Genomic DNA, 21,782 nt, shown 5'->3' with positions numbered 1-21,782 from the left:
CTCAAAGGCAATCGGCCAAGGCAACCGCCAGATTGCGCAGAACCGCACCATACAGATCGGAACCCGGTTCAAGATCGGACCCCAGCGGATCGAGAACTCCTGTTCGCGCCTCAGAGCCATCCATCACGGCCGCCACGATCTTCGGATCGAATTGAGGTTCAGACAGCACACAGGTCACATCCTGTTCCTTCACTCTCGCCTGGATCGCGGCAATGCGGGCCGGGCTGGGATCCGTCGCATCCGAGATCGAGATCGCACCAGAGGCTGGCAATCCGAAAGACGTTTCGAAGTATTGGTAGGCATCGTGGAACACGATGAAGTTCCGCCCGCGTACCGGATCGAGGATGGCGTTGATCTCTGTTGTCAGGGTGTCCAACTCTTCCCGTGCCGCAGCGGCGTTGGCGTTATACGTTCCGGCATTGTCAGGATCGGCAGCGGACAATTGTGCCGCGATTGCATTCAACCAGACCGCCCCATTGTCGGGGGACAGCCAGGCATGGGGGTCGTGAGCACCATGCCCGTGGTCGTGCCCATGATCGTCGTGGGCTTTCTCGTCATGGTCATGGTCGTGCTCATGAGCGTCCTCATGCCCGTGATCGTCGCCGTGCCCGTGATCCTCGTCATGGTCATGCGCGTCGTCGTCGGCATGGGTGTGCGCTTCGAACAATACGCCTTCGCGGAAGGGCAGTTCGGTTGTTCCATCGACCTCCATCAAGGCAGTGACCGAGGCATTCGCTGCCAGCGTCTGGATCGCGTCATTCATCCATGGTGTCAGGTCCGGTCCGATCCAGAAGACGAGATCCGACGCCTGAAGCGCCGAAGCTTCGGACGGGCGCAGGGAGTATTCATGCGGCGTCGCCCCAGGAGGCACGATCAGCGCAGGTTCCCCAACACCCTGCATCACCCGCGACACAAGGGAATGCACCGGCGCGATGTCGGCCGCAACCTTGGGCACGTCTGCCCAAGCTGCGCCGCCGAGCAGGGCCGATGACGCCGTCAGAGACAACAAGAGGTTTCTGGACATGTGCCACTCCATGTGATTTTATAACGTTACGGATCGGATACTGGAAATGTAATAACATGACAAGTGGCGAAAGGACGGCAAAGACGCCGAGCGATCCCGTGGGATTCGAAACCCACGATCATGCAGGGTGTATCTCATCTGCCCTTTCCGCTGCGGAGACCTATTGTGCCACCGAGGGGTTGCGATTTACGCCCGTGCGCAGGCAGGCACTCGAGATCCTGCTGCAAGAGCACCGTGCCGTCGGCGCCTATGAAATGCTCGACCGGCTTCGCGATGCCGGGTTCGGGTCGCAGCCGCCTGTTGCCTACCGGGCTTTGGAATTTCTGGTCGCCAACGGATTTGCTCACAAGATCGAACGCCTGAACGCCTTCATCGCCTGCGCCCATCCCGGTGCGGTGCACTCGCCAGCTTTCATGATTTGCCGGATGTGCCAATCCGTGGCGGAAGCGCAATCCGCCCCGTCGCGTGGCGCGTTGGGCGATGCAGCCCGCGCTGCTGGTTTCCAGATCGAACGTACTGTGGTCGAAGCCGAGGGCATCTGCCCAAGCTGCGCGGAAAAGGTTGAAGCATGAGCCTGGTCTCACTGGACCGTATCAGCGTTGGCTACAGGGCCAACACCGTGTTGCGCAACGTGTCCCTGTCAATCGAACCCGGCGAGATCGTGACGATTGTCGGCCCGAACGGGTCGGGTAAGACCACGTTGTTGCGGGCGCTGATCGGCGCGGTGCGTCCGGATTCCGGCCAAATCCGGCATAAGCCCGGCCTGCGCATCGGGTATGTTCCGCAAAAACTGCATATTGATCCGACGCTCCCGATCACGGTTGAACGGTTCCTTCGGTTGCCGGGCGGCCATGGCAAGGCGGACTGTGCCCTTGCTTTGGAAGAGGCAGGAGTTCCGGACCTGTCGGAGCGCCAGATGTCGGGATTGTCCGGTGGTCAATTCCAGCGTGTCCTTCTCGCTCGTGCCCTGATCGACAAGCCGGATCTGCTGCTTCTCGACGAAGCGACCCAGGGCCTTGATCAGCCCGGCTCGGCAGCCTTCTATCTCCAGATCGAACGGGTTCGGCACCGCACCGGCTGTGCCATCCTGATGATCAGCCACGAATTGCACGTGGTGATGAGCGCATCAGACCGCGTCGTGTGCCTCAACGGGCATGTCTGTTGCGAAGGCACACCCGAGATCGTGTCTGCAGCACCGGAATACCGCGCCTTGTTTGGCACCGGGACCGGTGGTGCCTTGGCCCTGTACCGCCACGAGCACGATCACGCGCATGACGAGGCTTGCGAGCACGACCATGATCACGCACATCACGACCACAAGAAAAAGACCGAGGCCGCTGAATAATGCTCGATGATTTCATGACCCGCGCCGTTCTCGCCGGAACGGGTGTGGCATTTGCGGCGGCTCCCTTGGGCAGTTTCGTTGTCTGGCGGCGGATGGCCTATTTCGGTGATGCCACGGCGCATGCCGCGATTCTGGGCGTGGCCTTGTCGCTTGCGTTGCAGATGTCGATCTTCGCGGGTGCGATGGCAGTGGCCCTTGCCATGGCGCTGGCCGTGACGATGTTGTCCGGGCGCGGCTATGCGATGGACACGCTGCTTGGCGTTCTGGCCCATTCCGCGCTGGCCTTTGGCCTTGTCGCGGTCTCCTTCCTGTCCGGCATCCGGATCGACTTGATGGCCTATCTTTTTGGCGACATCCTTGCGGTGTCACGCGCCGATCTTGCGGTCATCTGGGGCGGCGCGGCCATGGTGGTGGGGCTGATGGCATGGCGCTGGTCGGCTTTGCTCACTGCGACGCTCAGCGAGGAGCTGGCCTACGCCAGTGGAATAGACCCCCGGCGTGAGCAGTTGTTCCTGACGCTGGCCCTCGCGATCACGGTCGCTGTGGCGATCAAGGTCGTTGGGGTGCTGTTGATTGCCGCGATGCTGATCATCCCCGCGGCAGCCGCGCGCCCCGTGTCCCGCACACCCGAACAGATGGCTGTCGCGGCGGCGGTCATAGGCGCTGTATCGGCCGTTGTGGGGCTGCAATCAGCCTACGTGTTCGACACTCCGGCAGGTCCGTCCATCGTCTGTGTCGCTGCCTTGACGTTTCTGGCAACAAGCCTGCTAAGAAACCTTCGCGCCTGAGCGCGTATGCGTAACTCATCAGAGCGGTTCACACCCGATTTTGGCCAAATACATCAAAATTTAAGGATGATTGGCGGAGAGACAGGGATTCGAACCCTGGGTGGACTTGCGCCCACAACGGTTTTCGAGACCGCCCCGTTCGACCACTCCGGCACCTCTCCGCGGGGATCTGGAGCGCCGTTTAGCTTTTGCGCCTGACGGGCGCAACCTCTATTTCGCATGAACTGTACATGTCTGTGATCGTTTGCGTGGGTTGGAAAACTTCGTCACGCAGCATAGGTATGAAAGCAACAGGTAAGGAGGGCTGAAATGATCGGGACGATGTTGCGGACTGCGGCGACCGGGGTGGCGCTGATTGCATGGTCCGTGCCCGCATGGGCCACTCCTACGAACGACTTGCTGAATGCGCTCGGTGTGCCGCAGATCGTCGATATCATGCGGGAAGAAGGGGTCGAATACGGCGAAACCCTTGCGACGGACATGGTCCCCAGTGGGGTCACGGCAGGTTGGATCGCGACGGTCGACCGAATCTATGACGAAGACCGCATGCTGGCCACCGTGCAGGAGGTGTTTGCCAAAGAGTTCGGCGACGCGGATACTGCGCCGCTGCTGGACTTCTTCGGGTCTCAAACCGGCCAACAGATTGTCAGTCTCGAGCTCAGCGCGCGCAACGCCATGCGCGAGGATGAAATTGAGGATGCGGCCCGTGCTGCGTTTCTTGATCTTGAAGGCACCGATTCCGCACCGCTTGCCGCGATCACGGACTTCGTCGAAACCAACGACCTGATTGAGGCCAATCTCGTCGGAGCGCTGAACGCAAATTACATGTTCTATCTCGGTCTTGTGGACGGTGGCGCGCTCAACATGAGCGAGGCGGATATCCTTACCGAAGTGTGGTCAGCCGAAGAGGAAACCCGCGCCGATACGCGTGAATGGGTCTTCGCCTTTTTGCTGATGGCCTATCGCCCGCTCGAAGATGGTGTTGTCGAGGACTATACCGAGCTGTCCCGGACCGAAGCTGGTCGTGCGCTGAACCGGGCCTTGTTTGCCGGTTTCAACAAGATGTATGACGACATTTCCTACGCCCTTGGCATGGCCGTGGCGCGGCAGATGCAGGTGCAGGAACTCTAGGCGCGAAACGCGTTGACAAATGCGGCACGGGATTCCATAAGCCGCCCACATGAAAGTCGGGGCTTCGGTCCCGCCTTTTGTTTTTGATGATAACGATGTCCCTGACGGGGCACGCAGTTCGAGGCGGGTCCAGAGATCCACAAACACCGCCAAGCGGGGCCACAGGACGCGGGTGACAAAGGAAGAACACGATGTTCGCGGTGATGAAAACCGGCGGCAAGCAGTACAAAGTCCAGTCGGGCGATATTCTGCGTGTCGAAAAACTGGCTGCCGATGCAGGCGAGAAAATCCAGTTCAATGAAATTCTGATGCTCGGTGGCGACACGGTTGTTGTCGGTGCGCCTCTTGTGAGTGGTGCCGCCGTTCAGGCCGAGGTTGTCGATCAGGTGAAGGCCGACAAAGTCATCAACTTCGTCAAGCGCCGCCGTAAGCACAGCTCCAAGCGGACCCGTGGCCACCGTCAGAAACTGACGCTGGTGCGCGTTCTCGACATTCTCGCCTCTGGCGCGGACAAGTCGGGTGTGAAAGCTGCTGTGGGCGCAGGCTCTGTCGCAGGCGTGGCTGTTGCCGCTGCCGCGCCGAAGAAAGCCGCTGCTCCGAAAGCCGAAAAGGCTGCTGACGCGCCCAAGGCAGCCGCCGCTGGCGTGGACGACCTCAAGCTGCTCTCGGGCGTTGGCCCCGCACTTGAGAAAAAGCTGCACGAAGCAGGGGTTACAACCTTTGCCCAGATCGCAGCATGGACAGATGCAGACGTCGAAGAATTCGGCGAAAAGCTTTCGTTCAAAGGCCGGATCGAGCGTGAAGGCTGGATCGAACAGGCCAAAGAACTGGCATCGAAGTAAGGAGACCTGACCCATGGCACATAAAAAAGCAGGCGGTTCATCCCGCAACGGTCGCGACTTTGCCGGACGCCGTCTTGGCGTCAAACTCTACGGTGGCCAGTCCGCGATCCCCGGAAACATCATCGTGCGTCAGCGCGGCACTAAATTCTGGCCGGGCAATGGCGTTGGTATGGGCAAGGATCACACGATCTTCGCAACTGTCGACGGCAACGTGACGTTCCACAAAGGCCTCAAGGGCCGCACCTTTATTTCGGTCCTGCCAACGGCGGAGGCCGCTGAGTAAGCCGACCTAAAGGGTTTTGGAAAAAACTGGGGGGATCGGCAAAGTTGCCGGTCCCTCTTTCCGTTTTCGGACGGGGGCCTGCCCAATATCTGCGATGAGGAGAGAGCAGATGAACGTGGAGACCATCCTGAATGTAAACCAGCCTGTCGTTCAGACAGATCGGTTCTGCTTGCGTCCGCTTCAACCGTCCGATGTCGGGTTGATCGAACATTATGCCAGCGACAAACGCGTGGCGTGCATGACGACTTCGATCCCGCATCCGCTGCCACCGGGCGCGGCTGAGGCGTTTGTCGACCGGAGCTTGTCGGCGAAGCGCGATGAAGATGTCTGGGCGATTGACGGCATCGCGTTTGGCGGGGCGGAAGTCATGGGTCTGATCTCGCTCCAGCGGATGGATCGAAACCAGTCCGAAGTCGGATATTGGGTGGCGCCACCATTCTGGAATACCGGTCTCGCATCGGAAGCGGTCGAGGCCCTTGTGACGGCAAACCCACTTGGCAACGAAACGATGTTTGCCAGCGTGTTTCAGGACAACCCGGCTTCGGCCCGCGTTCTGACGCATTGCGGCTTTGAATATATCGGCGACGCGGAATCCTTCTCTGTCGCCAGAAACACAACGGTCAAAACCTGGACCTATCTCAAACGTATGGGCTGACGCGCGGTCGCAAACCGGATAGACCGCGCAAAGGCTCGAACAAAGGCTAACACATGAAGTTCCTCGACCTCTGCAAAGTCTATGTCCGCTCAGGCGCGGGCGGGAATGGTTGCATCAGTTTCCGTCGCGAAAAATTCATCGAATTCGGTGGTCCCGATGGCGGCGATGGCGGCTGCGGTGGCGATGTCTGGGCCGAGGCGGTCGACGGGCTGAACACGCTGATCGATTTCCGGTACCAGCAGCATTTCTTTGCCGACAATGGCCGCCCCGGCGCCGGGCGGCAGCGCACGGGGGCTGACGGTGCGGACATCGTTCTCAAGGTGCCGGTCGGGACCGAAATCCTTGACGAAGATGAAGACACCGTCATTGCCGACATGACCGAACTTGGCCAGCGTGTTCTTCTGGCCAAGGGGGGCAATGGTGGCTGGGGCAACCTGCACTTCAAGACATCGACCAACCAGGCTCCGCGCCGCGCCAATCCAGGGCAGGAAGGCGTGGAACGCACGCTCTGGCTGCGGCTCAAACTGATCGCGGATGTGGGTCTTTTGGGCCTGCCGAATGCCGGCAAATCCACTTTCCTTGCCGCGACATCGAACGCACGGCCGAAAGTGGCGGATTATCCGTTTACGACGCTGCATCCCAATCTTGGCGTGGTGGGGGTCGATGATGCCGAATTCGTCGTGGCCGACATTCCCGGACTGATCGAGGGCGCCCATGAGGGAAGGGGGCTCGGTGACCTGTTTCTTGGTCATGTGGAACGCTGCGCCGCGCTTCTGCACCTTGTCGATGGCACCTCCGGCACGCTGCTCGAGGATTATCAGACCATCATCGACGAAATCGAAGCCTATGGCGAAGGTTTGGCCGACAAACCCCGGATCACGGCTTTGAACAAGATCGACGCGTTGGACGATGAAGAACGCGCATTCCTCAAGGAAGAGCTGGAACGCAAAGCCGGTCACGAGGTGATGCTGATGTCCGGCGTGTCCAAGGAAGGCCTGACCGAGGTGCTGCGCGCCCTGCGCAAATATGTCAAGACAACCCGCACCCGCGAACACCTGAGCGAGGAGGCCGAATCGTGGCAGCCCTAGGCGATGCGCGCCGACTGGTCGTCAAAATCGGATCGGCGCTTTTGGTCGATAAAGCCAACGGCACCTTGCGCCGTGACTGGCTGATCTCGCTTGCGGAAGATGTGGCGCGGATCAAGGCACGCGGCACGGACGTGATTCTGGTCTCTTCAGGCTCCATTGCCTTGGGGCGCGGGGTGCTTGGATTGCCGCTGACCGTGCTGCCGCTGGAACAATCGCAGGCCGCCGCCGCTGTGGGTCAGATCCGTCTGGCCCGCGCCTATGAAGAGGTGCTCGCCCCGCACGGGCTGACCACCGCGCAGGTGCTTGTTACCCTTGAGGACAGTGCAGACCGCCGCCGGTACCTCAACAGCCGCGCCACACTTGAGACGCTGATCGGCTTTGGCGTCATCCCGATCGTCAACGAAAATGACACAGTGGCGACCGACGAAATCCGCTATGGCGACAATGACCGCCTTGCGGCACAGGTTGCCGCGACGGTTGGTGCGGACCAGCTTGTGTTGCTTTCGGATGTGGACGGCTTCTACAGCGCAAATCCTCATCTCGACCCAACTGCAGAGTTCTTCCCGGTGATCGACGCCATCACGCCCGAGATCGAAGCGATGGCGGGCGATGCCGGATCTGGCCTGTCGAAGGGCGGCATGAAAACCAAGCTGATGGCGGCAAAGACCGCCACCGCATCGGGCTGTGCCATGGCGATCACCGAAGGGTCGCGCCTGCATCCGCTCAAAGGGCTGGAAGAGGGCGCGCGCGCCACATGGTTCACACCGCAGCTCGACCCGCATGCAGCGCGTAAACGTTGGATTCTGGCGATGAAACCCCAAGGTGCCCTGACCATCGACGACGGGGCCGCGCGGGCGCTACAGCGCGGCACATCGCTTCTTCCTCCCGGCATCGTGACCGTAACGGGCAAGTTCGGACGCGGTGATCCGGTGACGATAAAAGATGTGCAGGGCCGCGAACTGGGCATGGGTCTGAGCCGCTACACGGCATCCGAGGCACAGGCGATCAAGGGGCACAACTCTGCCGAGATCGAGGAAATTCTGGGCTATCCAGGCCGCGCCGTGGTAATACATCGCGACGATATGGCGATCTGATCAGCGTCCTCTCTTTTCAAATACGCATCTGCGACTTCCGAAAGGCTGTACCGATGAAAGATTTTACAGACATCCCCGCGGTCATGCACGACATCGGTGTTCGCGCCAAGGCAGCCGCTCGGGAACTGGCCTTTGCGTCGGCGGAACGCAAGCACGCAGCGCTGATCGGCGCGGCCGAAGCTGTCTGGAAGAACCGCGCTGCCATTGTTGAAGCCAACGCCAAGGACCTGGAATTTGGCCGCGAAAAGGGCCTCAGCGATGCGATGATGGACCGGCTCCTGCTGAACGAGGACCGCATTCGCGGCATCGTCGATGGGCTGCGCGCCGTGGCGGAACAGACGGATCCCGTAGGTGCCGTGATTACAGAATGGGACAGACCCTCTGGTCTGCATATCAAGCGCGTGCGAACCCCTCTGGGTGTGATCGGCGTGATCTACGAATCCCGGCCCAACGTGACAGCAGATGCCGGCGCGCTGTGCCTCAAGGCGGGCAACGCAGTGATCTTGCGCGGTGGGTCTGAAAGCTTCCACTCGTCAGGCGCGATTCACGCCTGCCTCGTCGACGGCGTGGTCAAGGCGGGCCTGCCCGAAGACGCGATTCAGCTTGTTCCCACACGCGACCGCGCGGCGGTGAGCGAGATGCTGACCATGACCGATTATATCGACGTGATCGTGCCCCGTGGCGGCAAAGGCCTTGTCGGCCTTGTGCAGCGCGAGGCCCGCGTCCCGGTCTTTGCCCATCTTGAAGGCATCGTGCATATTTACGTCGACAAGGACGCGGACCCCGTCAAATCGCTGAACGTGATCCTGAACGCCAAGACCCGGCGCACGGGCATCTGTGGCGCGGCTGAGTGTCTGCTGATTCACAAGGATGTCGTCGACACAATCGGGCAGGGCGTCATCAAGGCGCTCCTGAACGCAGGTGTCGAGGTGCGCGCTGACGAAACGCTGCAGGCGATCGAAGGCACGGTCGCCGCCACGGACGACGACTGGGGCTGCGAATATCTCGACAGCATCATCGCGGCCAAGGTGGTGGAGGATCTGGATGCCGCCATCGCCCATATCAACACCTTCAGTTCAAACCACACCGATTGCATTTTGACTGAAGATGACGCCGCCGCAGCCAAGTTCTTTGAGCGGATCGACAGTGCCATCCTCATGCGCAACGCCTCGACCCAGTTCGCAGATGGGGGCGAGTTCGGCATGGGCGCCGAGATCGGCATCGCCACGGGCAAGATGCACGCGCGCGGTCCGGTCGGGGCAGAGCAATTGACCAGCTTCAAATACATCGTTGTCGGCGACGGCACGACGCGGGCCTGAGGGGTTGCCGTCGCTTGATCTGGCTGCTACCTGACATGAGCTAATCCGATACTTTTACTCGGAAAACTCGTGAGGCAGCAGTGACCGGCACCCATCCCCGGCTCGAAATCCGCAATATCGTGCGCGACTACGACGGCAAGCGCGTGGTTGATGACGTGTCCCTGGCGATCCAGCCCGGCCACGTGACCTGCCTGTTGGGTCCATCCGGTTGCGGGAAATCCACGACGCTGCGCATCATCGCGGGTGTGGATATGCAGACCAGCGGGACGATCCATGTGGATGGCAATCTGATCTGCGACACGGTCTACCGGGTGCCGCCTGAACGGCGATCTATCGGTCTGATTTTTCAGGACTTTGCGCTTTTCCCGCATTTGACCGTGGGTGACAATGTGGGCTTTGGCCTGACCGGCTCGCGCAAGGACAAGCTGCCCCGTGTGGGCGAACTTCTCGAACGGGTCGGGCTGTCGCACTACATCAATGAATATCCGCATCAATTGTCTGGTGGTGAACAGCAGCGCGTGGCACTCGCACGTGCCATCGCGCCGCGCCCGTCGATCATGCTGATGGACGAGCCGTTCTCGGGTCTCGACAACCGCCTGCGCGATGGCATCCGCGATGAAACTCTTGCGCTGCTCAAGGATGAAGGCACATCGGTTCTGCTGGTGACGCATGAACCCGAAGAGGCGATGCGCATGGCAGACGAGATCGCGTTGATGCGCGACGGCAAGATCGTGCAGCGCGGCGCACCCTACAACATCTACAACGCGCCTGCGGACAAGGCGGCGGTGGCGTTCTTTTCGGACATCAACCTGCTCACCGGTACGGTGCGCGGGGCGTTGACCGACACACCCTTCGGGCAGTTTCTTGCACCGGGCGTGCCGGATGGCGGGCAGGTCGAGATTGTGTTCCGACCGCAGCATGTCGGCATCGACTTCGACCGCCACGGGCGCGGCCCCAATCCAACGCCGCTCGCGGGCGCCCCCGCGCGTGGGGTGGTCGAACGTGCCCGTTTCATGGGGTCCGAAAGCCTTGTCGAGTTTCGCATGGACCATGACCAAAGCCTGATCCGCGCCACAGTGCCGAACGTCTTTCTGCCCAAGCCGGGGACCGTGATGTGGCTGACCGTCAGACGCGATCGGTGTTTTGTGTTCCGCAAGGACAGCGGGTCGGTGATCAAGACCTAATCGTCATTCTCGGAGGGCATGGTCAACGCGATCTCACCGCTGTCGGCAAGCGCCCGGATTGCGCGGACGACGGTGCTCATGGCCGCCTCCGCGTCTTTTGGTTTGACCTCCCCCATATCTTCACTCATCTCACGAAGAGAATCCGACATGCGGTTGGAAATATTCGATAAAATGAAATCAATGCTGCGCTTGTCGATCTCGGCCACAGCGCCTGAAATCACCTTGGCCAATGTCTCCTGATCGACGTCTCGGGTGATTTTGGGCACGTCGATTGCACTCATCCGATCAGGGATATGAGCGAATGTGAAAATGGATTTGCGCACCTCTTCCGCAAATCCCTTGTCGTCTTCGTCGAGCGCTGTCAGCAGGTTATCACGTGTCGTGGCGCGCGAGAAGTTCAGGATCGCACCAACCCGTTCCGATGGTTGCGCGCGGAAGGCCTTCGGTGGCTCTGAATCGAGTTGGGCGGCAAGGCTCAATCCGATCCGTTCCACCGCGTCGGGCGTGACGGCATCGGTCATGGACATCGCGTAGGTGATGCGCCGCGCCACATCCCCGGGCAAGGCACCCAGCAATTCGGCAGCTTTGGACACATCCAGTTTCGCCACCATCACGGCCGCGATTTGCGTGGATTCCGACGTGACGAAGAGCTTCAGCCGCGACACGGGCAAATCGGCAAGGCGCTTCCAGGGATCGCCGATCTGGCGCACCCCGGCCTCTTTGCGCAGGCGTGCCGCGGTTTGTGCGCTGATCTTGCCATCCAATGCGGAAAGCGCACCGGCCATGTCACCCGGAAAAGACAGGCCGATGGACTCAAGTTCTTCAGAGAATTCTGCAATCACAGAGTGCATCGTCGCGCGGTCTATGTAACGCATCTCCCCAAGGAGATGGGTCAGCTGGATCTGTAAATCCTCGGGCAGCGCGGTCAGCGGAACCTGAGCCCCTTCCTTGAGCAGGAATTGCACGACGATGGCTGCCTTTGCCCGCTGGGACAGCCGGACCGTGGACGGACCGGCAGTTGCACCTGCGGCTGGGCGGGCCAGTGTGGTCAGTTGCGTCATTCACCTTACTCCATCCTGATCCCTGAGGATTAGGTGGCCAAGGTTAAGAAAGCGTCAGTAGCTGTAGCCGGATCCGGATTGAATCGCCAAACGCAGCGAAATTTCCGGCCAAGTCGAGCGCCCGCCACGCTGACGGATCTCGCTCAGTTCGACCCGTGCCAATTCGATATTGCCGCTTTCGACATGCCACTGGCCCATATAAGACCGCGCCAAGAGATTGTTGGGGTTGGCCGCCAACGCGCGTTCATACCAGCCAAGCGCGTCGTCCATCCGCCCTGCCTTGCGCGCGGTGAAGCCGCGATAGGTCATCACGGCATCGCTGGTCTGATCCTGTACAGCATCCAGAACCCGCTCGGCATCGAGGATTCGTCCTGCATACGCCAGTTCCCGCACCGCATTCATGCGATCGGTGTCATTAAGGCTGCTGTCCGTCGGTTCCACACAAGACTTGGACTCAGTGTCCCACACCATTCCGTTTGTGCAGGTGGTGGTGGTCTCGGTCGGCGTCGGGGGGGTATCACTTTCGTTGCCAACGGCAAAGGCCAGCGTCGGGGCAAAAGCGGCTGCAATCATCAGTTTGCGCATCGGGGTTTCCTTAAACGAACATGCTTGAAAAAGAGGTAGGCCCAACGAAAAAGACGGCCAATCTGGCCGTCCTCAAGAAAGCGTGAGCGGGATGGTATTAGCCGCTTACAACTTTGCAAGTATTTGTGTCGGCATCATAAACCGTGCCAGCTGCGCAAGTCATGGACGCCTGCTCATGGCCGCCGCAAGCCGCAAATGTTGCAGTTGCCGTGGCGATGGTCAGCGCCGCTGTCGTCAGAAGTGTCTTGATGGTCATCAGTCATTCTCCTGTTGTGAACACGCCAAAGCTAGCACGGGTTGTCGATTTGGCAAAACGATACCTTGTCAGCGTTGCAACGGTCTGTAGTCACTGATCATTTTATAGGCTTTTTTCGGCCCGCTCACGTCCCACGTGCTTTGCCACGTTGGCCACACATCAAACGCGTAACTGACATTGTAGGTGTCTGGATCGCACCAATGGGTGGCATTGGGAGCGTCTGCGCTGAAGCCATGGAAAAAACGCCCATCGTCGAAATCAATTTCAAAATGCGTGCCGACCTCGCGCCAGCGATACCGGCGTTCCGCATGGAAAGGCGGATGGTTGGGCAGGTGCAGTGACCCCACCTCGCAATAGGCCAGCCCGGCATCGTCGCGCGTAAAGGTCGCTGTCCCTTCAAACGTCCCGGTGCTGCCCGCCCGGTGGTCGATGATCCGCCGCACGAGGCTCCAGGTGCCTTCAAAATCCAGCAGGGTGGGCGCCGTCAGCGCTGTCACGTCACTCTCCGTGCCGGGTCTGTCAGGGCAAAGCGTCTCATTCCGGTTGGCCTCTCTTGTCGCGCACCGGTCCGCAGTCTAGGAGTGCGGCGAAATTCCGCAAGCCAACCGATGAAAGGATCGCGTGCATGATCCCCCGTTATTCCCGCCCCGAAATGGTGTCCATCTGGGAACCCGCGACCAAGTTCCGCATCTGGTACGAGATCGAGGCTCATGCCTGCGACGCGATGGCCGATCTGGGCGTGATCCCGCGCGAAAACGCGGAAGCGGTCTGGAAGGCCAAGGATGTCGAATTTGATGTCGCCCGCATCGACGAGATCGAGGCGGTCACCAAACATGACGTGATCGCCTTCCTCACCCATCTGGCCGAGCATGTGGGCAGCGAAGAGGCGCGGTTCGTGCATCAGGGCATGACTTCGTCAGACGTGCTCGACACCTGTTTCAACGTGCAACTGGTGCGAGCGTCGGACATCCTGATCAAGGATATCGAAGGGCTGCTGGCTGCCTTGAAACGTCGCGCCTACGAGCACAAGGACACGGTGCGCATCGGCCGCTCCCACGGCATCCATGCGGAACCCACGACGATGGGCCTGACCTTTGCCCGCTTCTATGCCGAGATGGACCGCAACCTCAGCCGCATGCGCGATGCGCGGGCTGAGATTGCCACTGGCGCAATCTCGGGCGCTGTCGGCACCTTTGCCAATATCGACCCGGCGGTCGAAGAACATGTCTGCGACAAGCTGGGCCTTGTGCCGGAACCGATCAGCACACAGGTCATCCCGCGCGATCGTCACGCGGCCTTCTTTGCGACATTGGGTGTGATCGCCAGCAGCATCGAAAACATCGCCATTGAAATCCGTCACATGCAGCGCACGGAAGTGCTGGAAGGGGCGGAGTTCTTCTCGATGGGGCAAAAGGGCTCGTCGGCCATGCCGCACAAGAAGAACCCGGTTCTGACCGAGAACCTGACGGGTCTCGCCCGAATGGTGCGTGCTGCCGTGATCCCTGCGATGGAGAACGTGGCGCTTTGGCACGAGCGCGACATTTCGCATTCCTCCGTTGAGCGGATGATCGGACCAGATGCGACGATCACGCTCGATTTCGCGCTGGCCCGCCTGACAGGTGTGATCGACAAGATGCTGATCTTTCCGGACAACATGCTTGAAAACATGAACAAGTTTCCCGGTCTGGTGATGTCGCAGCGGGTTCTTCTGGCGCTCACCCAAGCCGGGGTGAGCCGCGAGGATGCCTACACCTTCGTGCAGCGCAACGCCTTGAAAGTCTGGGAACATCGGACCGACTTCAAAACTGAGCTTCTGAACGATCCCGATGTGGTCGCGGCGCTCAGCCCCGAGCAGATCGAAGAGAAGTTCGACCTCGGCTATCACACAAAGCACGTGGACACGATTTTCGCCCGAGTGTTCGGAGAATAGGGTCTCGGAGCCGGGCCGAAGCCCGGCTTTCCGACTTTACTTCAAATGGTCCACTACCATCAGATGCTGCGCGAGTGTCTGGACCTCCTCCAACCACCGAGCCAGCAGTTTCGGATCATGCGGGGCAGGGCTGACGCCCGGTGGGATCTCGCGGTTGAGCACCGCTTCGATGGCCAGCGACACCGGCACCGAGACGAGCCGCGCCATCGCCGTGCCGCGCGCATCGCCCCATGCGTCCATCACATAGGTCTTGTGCCAAACGGCGCGCCCGTCTTTCTCGGCCAGCAGATCAACGCACAGCACCACGCGATCCGCTTCATCAGGCCCGTAGGCGTTCTGTTCCAACAGTTCTGCCGCCAACTCAGCGAGCCGGTCGTCACTGGCCGTGTCCACCTCGGCAAAGATGTCGGCCCAGGCATCTGCCCAACCGTTCAGGCGCAGGGTGCCTCGCACGAATTCCTTGACCGGCCATCGCGGATCGAAGCGGTAATCTTCCATGAAGGGCAGGCTGTCCCGGTTCGGATAGACCTCGAACGCCTCAGGCTGCGCAAGGGGGGCGTCATAGCGTGTGATCGCATCCCAAGGGCGTTTGACCTCCAGCTCCGTGTAGTGACGGATCGACTTTGAGGGCGACCGCAGCGCTTTCAAAACCCCGACCGGGGCCCAGCTGAACTTGTAGCGGAAGGCATTGGCGACCTTTGGAACGCCACCGCAGTAGGATTTGAAAGAGATCACATTTTCAACATCATACGCGGCGCTCTTACGGTAATCCGCGACCAGGTGATGGGCCATCAGATGGTCGATGCCCGGATCAAGACCGACCTCGTTCACCAGCGCAACACCCGCCATTTTCGCAGCCGTATCCAGCGCGCGCATCTCTGGCGCGATGTAGGAGGACGACACGAAATGTGCGCCGTGATCGATAGCCATCTGTGCCAGCTGCACATGCCAGTCACCGGGCAGCATCGACACCACGACGTCTCCGGGTTTGACCACCTCAGCCAAAGCCGCTGGATCAAAGACGCGAATGTCGTCAATGAGATCACCCACCGCCTTGCGCGCCTTCTCGACCGTGCGGTTCCACACGGTCACTGAATGCCCGTCCTGGATCAGCCGCCGCAGGCCGGGAACCGAAGACAGACCTGTGCCACACCAATGAACTGTCATGCTGTCACCTTCTGGATATGCGTGTCGAAATAGGTTTTCGCGCGACCCCAAACACCCTTGTTGATGTCGCCAAGCGTCTTGAGATGCGGAAGGAGCTGAGCCGAAAAATCCTCGGAGGATTCCCGCGGCATGAGCGAAGGCAGGTTGTCGATCGCCATCACATCGAGCGGCGGCGCATTGCAGACCCGCGTGACCGGCGTGTCCCAGCTTGTGACGTGATCATAGACCTTGATCGGTGAAAAATCGCTGTCCGGATCGCAGGCAATATCCCCGATCACCCTCAGCTGACGTGGCCTGTCACATGTGTCTGCCGGAACAAAGACCGGAGTGCCGGGGCGCGCGAGAATGCAGTTGAAAAACAGCGTATGATCAAGAACTTCCGGAAAGGGACCACCATGTGCAGTTTCCGCCATATCCCACTTGGTCACGGTCAGGCCAACGTCTTCACAGAGGTCACTGGCCCCGGTACCAACGCGCCCCAATGCGCCGATCACCAATGCGGTTGGCTGGGCACCGTTCAGCGCCGATTGCACATCGTTCCGCATGTCCATTGACGACGCCCATGTGTTGACAGGCGGGCAGGGGGAACCGGCTTGTTGCGCGGCAAAAGCAAGAAGCGACACTGCAGCCCCCGCATAGCCCGCCCAGTAGCCAAAGGCTGCAACCCGCCGTCCATCTTCGTTTTCCAGATACTCAAGATCGTAAAGCGCACCGCCACCCGCCTTGAACCGCGCCAGCAAGCGCTGCCCTGCGGGCTGGCCTTTATAGGCGTGACCAAACATGATGTGGCGGTGGCGCAGCGACAAACCATTATCCGGTAATTCTTTTAACCCGAAAATAATCGCATCTTTGGGTGCATCCACCCAACTGCCTTCGGGCGCAATTTCGGCCCCTACTGCGGCGTATTCGGCTGTTGGAACAACCCGCGTGGCGCTCTCTTCGACTGTGACGTCGATGCCCGCCGCCAAGAGGGCGGCCACACCCGCCGGCAGCACCCCGACGCGTTCCTCGTTTTCGCGACTTTCCGCGCGCACCCAGAGATGGGTCATATATCGCACCTCATTCCAACTCGCCGCACCCTAGCCAGCGCAATGCAAAGACAAAAGCCCTCTGGCAGGCTTCTCTGGTTCAAAAATATCCACGCGCGAGGCAACCCAGTGACCACAGCGCGTCAGCGCGCACATCTCTGGCAGCGTCGTTCAGATATGCGTCTGGGCAAAAAGGCGATCCGGCGTGTCCAGATGGGGCAGTGCATTGAACTGCGTCAGCGCCAGTTGCCCCTCCAGCGGCAGCCATGAACTGACCGAGGTGTTCTGGATCGACAGGCACACATTGCAAAAGGCCGGCATGTCGAGCCCGAGTGTCAAACGCATCGCCATTCCGATCAGCCCACCTGACGTCACCACGAGCGACCGCCCGGGCAAGGCGCTGATCTCGGCTAGCGCATCTTGAACCCGGTTCTCGAAATCGGCAAAACTCTCTGGCGCGCCTTCCAGTTTGCCATCGTGCCAATGGCTGAAAAGGCAGGGCAGGTGGCGCAGAAACCCTTCGCGGTTCGATGGCCAAGGAATGTCATGTTGATCGGCCAAAAGCTGGGAGAGCGTGAAATATTCCAACTCGTTCAACCGTTCGTCACGGGTGATCGGGCCGGGGCTTTCCGCGGCGATCGCATCGGCGGTTTCCACGTGACGGCGCAGGGTTCCGGTCCAGACATGGGCAAACACATCGCCTTTCTGGCGGAAATGTTCCCCGAGCCAGCCTGATTGCTGGTGGCCCAGAGGACTCAGGCGGTCATAGTCGCCTTCTTCCCGGGCGCCGGTATTGGCTTGTCCATGACGGACCAGAACGATGTGCGACATGCGGCCTCGAAAATAGGATGCACCAAAAGAAAAACGCGCCCGACGGGGCGGGCGCGTTCACAGGCCCTGCGGCCAGATCAGACTTCGTTCATGATCTGTGTTTTGGCAACGATCATCAATTCGGCCATCTTGGCGCGAATCTCGTCATCCGAGGCCTTGCCGCCGAGATCGCCCGACACTTTACGCACAACGTCCTCGTGACCGGCTTCTTCAAAATCGGCTTTCACGACTTCCTTGGCATAGTTCGCCGCGTCATCGCCGGACTTGCCCAGAAGCTCCGCCGCCCAGAGGCCCAGCAGCTTGTTACGGCGGGCTTCGGCCTTGAACTGCATTTCTGCATCATGGGCGTATTTGTTCTCAAAAGCGTTTTCGCGATCATCGAAGGTCGACATTTGGGTGCTCTCCCGGGGATGTGTTTCCTGTTGGGTTACGTATGGCCCGACGCGCCCGTCGGTTCAAGTGCGTGCGTTGCTTGCGGCACGACCCGGCATGCACTAAGAGGCACTCGACCGCATCCGCTTTCCCATGGGAACGCGGCTGAGCCGATTCCGAACTCGTGCCATCCGGCGCATTGACAGAAAGATCCCACATGGCCCGTCGCAAGAAGATTTACGAAGGCAAAGCCAAGATCCTGTACGAAGGCCCGGAACCGGGCACACTCGTCCAGTATTTCAAGGATGATGCGACCGCCTTCAACGCTGAAAAGCGGGACGTGATTGACGGCAAAGGTGTGCTCAACAACCGCCTTAGCGAGTTCTTCATGGTGGGCCTGAATTCCATCGGAGTACCCACGCACTTCCTCAAGCGGCTCAACATGCGCGAACAGTTGGTGCGCCAGTGCGAAATCATCCCGCTTGAAGTGATCGTGCGAAATTTTGCCGCTGGTACGATGGCCAAGCGCCTTGGCATCGAAGAGGGCACGCCGCTGCCCCGTCCGATCGTCGAGTACTGCTACAAGGACGACAAGCTAGGTGATCCGCTTGTCACCGAGGAACATATCGCGGCCTTTGGCTGGGCCAGCCAGCAGGACATGGACGACATCCTGAGCCTCGCGCTGCGGGTCAACGACTTCATGTCGGGCCTGATGTACGGCGTCGGCATAAAACTGGTGGATTTCAAGATCGAGATCGGCCGCGTTTATGACGGTGATTTCCAACGCCTGATCGTCGCGGACGAGATAAGCCCCGACAGCTGCCGTCTTTGGGACATTGAAACCGGGCGCAAGCTCGACAAGGACGTGTTCCGCCGTGACCTGGGCAATCTGGCCGATGCCTATACCGAAGTGGCCCGGCGTCTGGGTGTGATGCCGCAGAACGCGACGCCGATGGAAAAGCCGAAGCTGATCAACTGACGCGGTGCCCGTTTGTGGGCGTCGCAAAGGCATATTTGGAAAAAGAAGAAGGGGGACAGTCGCGCCCCCGGACAAGGCGGAGACGATCATGAAAGCACGGGTGCATGTGATGCTGAAGGACGGGGTGCTGGACCCGCAGGGCGAAGCTGTGCGGCACGCGCTTGGCGGACTCGGGTTTGCCGGTGTTGAAAAGGTCCGTCAGGGCAAGGTCATCGAACTCGATCTGGCGGATGGCACCACCGAAGACACCGTGCGCGAGATGTGTGAAAAGCTGCTCGCGAACACGGTGATCGAAAGCTACCAGATCGAGATGAGCTGATGCGCGCGGCGGTCATTGTTTTCCCCGGATCGAACTGCGACCGGGATCTGGCCGTGGCCTTCCGCGAGGCGGGATGCCAGGTCGAGATGGTTTGGCACAAGGACACCACGCTGCCCTCGGGCATCGACATCGTCGGTATTCCGGGCGGGTTCTCCTTTGGAGATTACCTGCGCTGCGGCGCGATTGCCGCGAATTCCCCGATCTGTGCAGAGGTCAAGGCCCATGCAGCGCGCGGCGGGTTTGTCTTGGGCATCTGCAACGGATTTCAGGTTCTGACCGAAACGGGGTTGCTGCCGGGTGCGTTGCTGCGCAATGCGGGGCTCAAGTTCATCTGCCGCACCGTGCCGCTGATCGTTGGTACCGAAGACAGTGTTTACACATCGGGCTACAAGGCTGGCCAGCAGATTGACATTCCGATTGCGCATCATGATGGCAATTACATCGCGTCCGACGAAGTGGTTGCACAGCTCACCGCTGAAGATCGGATTGCCTTCCGCTATGGCGACAACCCGAACGGCTCCACCGCCGATATCGCGGGCATCCTGTCGAGCAACCGTCGTGTCCTTGGCATGATGCCGCATCCCGAACGTGCGGCAGACGAAAAGCACGGTGGCACGGATGGCAAGGCGATGTTCGCCAGCATCGCAAGCGCGCTTGCGGCGGCTTAACGCCTGTTGACGCACCCGTGACGCAGCGCCGCTTGAGGGGTGGTGTGGATTTGCCTATTCTATGGCAATGGCAACAGGCGTTTCCGTGATGCGAGACATGACCCGGACAGGTTCCCTGTCATGGCGGGTGCGCGTTGCGCTGATACTGTTGTCGGCTGTTGCCGTGGCCACCGTTTTCGTGACCAACCGCTTTCTCACCGACCGGTTCACCGAAAGCACCCGCAACCGGGCCGAACTGCGCCTCGCGCTGTACTCCGGCAACCTTGTTTCGGAACTGCGCCGCAATGCAATTGTGCCACAGCTTCTGGCCCGTGACCCGGCGCTCATCGGGGCGCTCAATTCGGGTGATTTCTCGCAAAGCTCTCAGCGCCTGATCTCGTTCGTGGACGAAATCGGCGCGGCCTCGCTGATGTTGCTTGACCGGGATGGGCGCACCGTTGCCGCCACGAGCCGCGAGCGGTTGGGCGAGCAGCACCGCAGCCAGGCCTATTTTGTCGAAGCCCTGCGCTCGAATGCCACTGTCTTCACCTCGCAGCGACAGGAAGTGGGCAGCTACAATTTCAGCTATTCGCGACGGATCGAAAGCCAGGGGCAATCCATCGGTGTGATCGTTGTCGAAGTGGATCTGGCCAAGTTCGAACGCGCCTGGGCAGGAATTTCGGACGCAGTTCTGGTCACCAACAGCGAGGGCGAGATCATTCTCGCGACCGAGCCGCGCTGGCGCGGGCAAACCGTCGAAACCGCCCTGGAACGCCAGCCCGCCGACAGCGCCATTGAACGTGCGATCCGGGCCACGGCGGATTGGACGGCTTTGCCAGCGGACGCGTATTTCCAAGGCGAGGCGGTGATGCGCGTTGAAGGCCGTATCCCCTTTCGGGGCTGGAACATGGCATCCTTCACCACCTATTCGAGCGTCCGCGAGAGGGTCAACGCGGTTCTGGCACTCGAAATCATGGGATTCGCGATTCTGCTGGCGCTTACCTTCTATGCCCTCAGCCGCAAGACCGCGCTGCGCATGGCGCTTTTCCAGCGCGAGTTGGCAGAGCTTCGCGCATTGAACCAGAGGCTGCAGCGGGAAATCGCCGAACGCGAAAGGGTGCAAGAAACGCTTGCGGTGGCCGAACAGACGCTGGCGCAAAGCTCCAAACTCGCCGCATTGGGCGAGATGTCGGCGGCGGTCAGCCATGAATTGAACCAGCCTTTGGCGGCGATGAAGACCTATCTGGCCGGAGCCAAGCTTTTGATGCGGCGCAATCGGATCGAAGAGGCGCAGGCGGCGTTCAGCCGGATCGATGATTTGATCGAACGGATGGGGGGCATCACGCGCCAGCTCAAAAGCTATGCGCGCAAGGGCCAAGAGGCATTTTCCCCTGTGAATATGGGCGATGCGCTCGCCTCGAGCCTGTCGATGATGGAGCCTCAGTTGAAGTCACGGAAGGTCAAGATCACCAAGATCCTGCCCGAGGACAAAGTGCTGGTGATGGGCGACCGAATGCGGATCGAGCAGGTGATGATCAACCTTCTGCGCAACGCGCTGGACGCCACCAAAACCGTGTCCGACCCACAGCTTGAGATCATCCTTGCCAGCGGTGAGACAGCAACGCTCACCATCCGCGACAACGGGCACGGGATCGAAGACCTCGATGCGCTGTTTGAACCCTTCTACACCACCAAGCAGCCAGGCGACGGCGTGGGGCTGGGGCTTGCCATTTCCTCGGGGATCGTCAACGACCTAGGAGGACGGCTGCTGGCCCGCAACGCCGAAGAAGGCGGGGCGGTTTTCGAAATGCAGTTACCGATCTTGAACGACCAAACGCAGGCGGCGGAGTGAAC

Annotated in this window: 25 protein-coding genes and 1 tRNA gene; 16 read left to right on the top strand and 10 right to left on the bottom strand. The window is 60.3% G+C overall.

From position 1 onward, the window contains the following. Window position 1: 1 nt before the first annotated feature. Complete coding sequence (locus tag ACMVPR_RS07050) at window positions 2-1,024, bottom strand: zinc ABC transporter substrate-binding protein (protein ID WP_416882265.1); 1,023 nt, start codon at window positions 1,022-1,024, stop codon at window positions 2-4. Window positions 1,025-1,080: 56 nt separating this feature from the next. Here ACMVPR_RS07050 and ACMVPR_RS07045 point away from each other — a divergent pair, with 56 nt between their 5' ends. From ACMVPR_RS07045 to ACMVPR_RS07035, 3 genes are read left to right on the top strand one after another with little or no spacing between them, the layout of a single operon-like run. Then, window positions 1,081-1,596: a transcriptional repressor gene (locus tag ACMVPR_RS07045; protein ID WP_416882264.1), complete on the top strand. Its 516-nt coding sequence runs from the start codon at window positions 1,081-1,083 to the stop codon at window positions 1,594-1,596. Further along, window positions 1,593-2,369 carry an ATP-binding cassette domain-containing protein gene (locus ACMVPR_RS07040; RefSeq protein WP_416882263.1) on the top strand — a complete coding sequence of 259 codons (777 nt, stop codon included), beginning with the start codon at window positions 1,593-1,595 and terminating at the stop codon, window positions 2,367-2,369. Before ACMVPR_RS07045 ends, ACMVPR_RS07040 begins: the two co-directional genes overlap by 4 nt. Then, window positions 2,369-3,157, top strand: a complete 789-nt coding sequence (locus ACMVPR_RS07035; RefSeq protein WP_416882262.1) for an iron chelate uptake ABC transporter family permease subunit — start codon at window positions 2,369-2,371, stop codon at window positions 3,155-3,157. Before ACMVPR_RS07040 ends, ACMVPR_RS07035 begins: the two co-directional genes overlap by 1 nt. Window positions 3,158-3,228: 71 nt before the next feature. On the opposite strand, the gene ACMVPR_RS07030 is transcribed toward ACMVPR_RS07035, so the two are convergent. Next, a tRNA-Ser gene (locus tag ACMVPR_RS07030) sits at window positions 3,229-3,318 on the bottom strand. Between the two features lie 148 nt (window positions 3,319-3,466). Here ACMVPR_RS07030 and ACMVPR_RS07025 point away from each other — a divergent pair. The 8 genes from ACMVPR_RS07025 to ACMVPR_RS06990 all read left to right on the top strand — a co-directional run bounded on the left by ACMVPR_RS07025 (window position 3,467) and on the right by ACMVPR_RS06990 (window position 10,753). After that, the gene (locus tag ACMVPR_RS07025; RefSeq protein ID WP_416882261.1) at window positions 3,467-4,288 is read left to right on the top strand and encodes a DUF2059 domain-containing protein; all 822 of its coding nucleotides are present in this window, start codon (window positions 3,467-3,469) and stop codon (window positions 4,286-4,288) included. A gap of 191 nt (window positions 4,289-4,479) precedes the next feature. Then, entirely contained in the window at window positions 4,480-5,130 is a 651-nt protein-coding gene (locus ACMVPR_RS07020; protein ID WP_416882260.1) for a 50S ribosomal protein L21, read from the top strand. Between the two features lie 13 nt (window positions 5,131-5,143). Then, window positions 5,144-5,413: a 50S ribosomal protein L27 gene (gene rpmA, locus ACMVPR_RS07015; RefSeq protein ID WP_416882259.1), complete on the top strand. Its 270-nt coding sequence runs from the start codon at window positions 5,144-5,146 to the stop codon at window positions 5,411-5,413. Between the two features lie 109 nt (window positions 5,414-5,522). After that, entirely contained in the window at window positions 5,523-6,068 is a 546-nt protein-coding gene (locus tag ACMVPR_RS07010) for a GNAT family N-acetyltransferase (protein WP_300588971.1), read from the top strand. 53 nt (window positions 6,069-6,121) lie between these two features. After that, window positions 6,122-7,156 carry a GTPase ObgE gene (obgE, locus tag ACMVPR_RS07005; protein WP_300588969.1) on the top strand — a complete coding sequence of 345 codons (1,035 nt, stop codon included), beginning with the start codon at window positions 6,122-6,124 and terminating at the stop codon, window positions 7,154-7,156. Further along, window positions 7,144-8,250 (top strand): glutamate 5-kinase, encoded by a 1,107-nt coding sequence (proB, locus tag ACMVPR_RS07000; RefSeq protein ID WP_416882258.1) that lies wholly within the window; start codon window positions 7,144-7,146, stop codon window positions 8,248-8,250. The genes obgE and proB overlap by 13 nt, the downstream gene beginning before the upstream one ends. A gap of 53 nt (window positions 8,251-8,303) precedes the next feature. Next, window positions 8,304-9,569 carry a glutamate-5-semialdehyde dehydrogenase gene (locus tag ACMVPR_RS06995; RefSeq protein ID WP_416882257.1) on the top strand — a complete coding sequence of 422 codons (1,266 nt, stop codon included), beginning with the start codon at window positions 8,304-8,306 and terminating at the stop codon, window positions 9,567-9,569. A gap of 80 nt (window positions 9,570-9,649) precedes the next feature. Next, window positions 9,650-10,753, top strand: a complete 1,104-nt coding sequence (locus ACMVPR_RS06990; protein ID WP_300588963.1) for an ABC transporter ATP-binding protein — start codon at window positions 9,650-9,652, stop codon at window positions 10,751-10,753. Here ACMVPR_RS06990 and ACMVPR_RS06985 read toward each other — a convergent pair. The 4 genes from ACMVPR_RS06985 to ACMVPR_RS06970 form a co-directional block, all read right to left on the bottom strand. Further along, entirely contained in the window at window positions 10,750-11,814 is a 1,065-nt protein-coding gene (locus ACMVPR_RS06985; protein WP_416882256.1) for a flagellar motor switch protein FliG, read from the bottom strand. The two genes, ACMVPR_RS06990 and ACMVPR_RS06985, sit on opposite strands and share 4 nt — an antisense overlap. 54 nt (window positions 11,815-11,868) lie before the next feature. Further along, window positions 11,869-12,399: a tetratricopeptide repeat protein gene (locus ACMVPR_RS06980; protein ID WP_416882255.1), complete on the bottom strand. Its 531-nt coding sequence runs from the start codon at window positions 12,397-12,399 to the stop codon at window positions 11,869-11,871. Between the two features lie 97 nt (window positions 12,400-12,496). Next, the gene (locus ACMVPR_RS06975; protein WP_292267704.1) at window positions 12,497-12,655 is read right to left on the bottom strand and encodes a chitin-binding domain-containing protein; all 159 of its coding nucleotides are present in this window, start codon (window positions 12,653-12,655) and stop codon (window positions 12,497-12,499) included. A gap of 68 nt (window positions 12,656-12,723) precedes the next feature. Then, entirely contained in the window at window positions 12,724-13,152 is a 429-nt protein-coding gene (locus ACMVPR_RS06970) for a DUF6314 family protein (protein WP_416882254.1), read from the bottom strand. A 128-nt stretch (window positions 13,153-13,280) separates the two neighbouring features. Here ACMVPR_RS06970 and purB point away from each other — a divergent pair, with 128 nt between their 5' ends. Further along, the gene (gene purB / locus ACMVPR_RS06965) at window positions 13,281-14,585 is read left to right on the top strand and encodes an adenylosuccinate lyase (RefSeq protein WP_416882253.1); all 1,305 of its coding nucleotides are present in this window, start codon (window positions 13,281-13,283) and stop codon (window positions 14,583-14,585) included. Between the two features lie 36 nt (window positions 14,586-14,621). Here purB and ACMVPR_RS06960 read toward each other — a convergent pair whose 3' ends face one another. The 4 genes from ACMVPR_RS06960 to ACMVPR_RS06945 all read right to left on the bottom strand — a co-directional run bounded on the left by ACMVPR_RS06960 (window position 14,622) and on the right by ACMVPR_RS06945 (window position 18,003). Next, window positions 14,622-15,752, bottom strand: a complete 1,131-nt coding sequence (locus ACMVPR_RS06960) for a saccharopine dehydrogenase family protein (RefSeq protein ID WP_416882252.1) — start codon at window positions 15,750-15,752, stop codon at window positions 14,622-14,624. Further along, the gene (locus ACMVPR_RS06955; protein ID WP_416882251.1) at window positions 15,749-16,801 is read right to left on the bottom strand and encodes a saccharopine dehydrogenase; all 1,053 of its coding nucleotides are present in this window, start codon (window positions 16,799-16,801) and stop codon (window positions 15,749-15,751) included. The genes ACMVPR_RS06960 and ACMVPR_RS06955 overlap by 4 nt, the downstream gene beginning before the upstream one ends. Before the next feature lie 150 nt (window positions 16,802-16,951). After that, on the bottom strand, window positions 16,952-17,611 hold the full coding sequence (locus tag ACMVPR_RS06950; RefSeq protein ID WP_416882250.1) for a histidine phosphatase family protein: 660 nt from the start codon (window positions 17,609-17,611) through the stop codon (window positions 16,952-16,954). A 77-nt stretch (window positions 17,612-17,688) separates the two neighbouring features. Beyond that, window positions 17,689-18,003, bottom strand: coding sequence for a DUF1476 domain-containing protein (locus ACMVPR_RS06945; RefSeq protein WP_292267698.1), 315 nt, complete (start codon window positions 18,001-18,003; stop codon window positions 17,689-17,691). Window positions 18,004-18,200: 197 nt separating this feature from the next. Between ACMVPR_RS06945 and purC the strand changes: the two genes are divergently transcribed. From purC to ACMVPR_RS06925, 4 genes are all read left to right on the top strand, one after another. After that, a complete protein-coding gene (gene purC / locus ACMVPR_RS06940; protein WP_292267697.1) occupies window positions 18,201-18,962 on the top strand; it encodes a phosphoribosylaminoimidazolesuccinocarboxamide synthase in 762 nt (253 codons plus the stop codon). Between the two features lie 88 nt (window positions 18,963-19,050). After that, window positions 19,051-19,281, top strand: a complete 231-nt coding sequence (purS, locus tag ACMVPR_RS06935) for a phosphoribosylformylglycinamidine synthase subunit PurS (protein WP_416882249.1) — start codon at window positions 19,051-19,053, stop codon at window positions 19,279-19,281. Beyond that, a complete protein-coding gene (gene purQ, locus ACMVPR_RS06930; RefSeq protein WP_300588943.1) occupies window positions 19,281-19,949 on the top strand; it encodes a phosphoribosylformylglycinamidine synthase subunit PurQ in 669 nt (222 codons plus the stop codon). Before purS ends, purQ begins: the two co-directional genes overlap by 1 nt. Window positions 19,950-20,046: 97 nt before the next feature. After that, window positions 20,047-21,780, top strand: a complete 1,734-nt coding sequence (locus tag ACMVPR_RS06925) for a sensor histidine kinase (protein ID WP_416882248.1) — start codon at window positions 20,047-20,049, stop codon at window positions 21,778-21,780. Window positions 21,781-21,782 lie beyond the last annotated feature (2 nt).

Origin of the sequence: Marivita sp., from assembly GCF_048006345.1 — a bacterium.
Taxonomy (GTDB): domain Bacteria; phylum Pseudomonadota; class Alphaproteobacteria; order Rhodobacterales; family Rhodobacteraceae; genus Marivita.
This window is presented reverse-complemented; position numbering and strand designations above follow the sequence as displayed.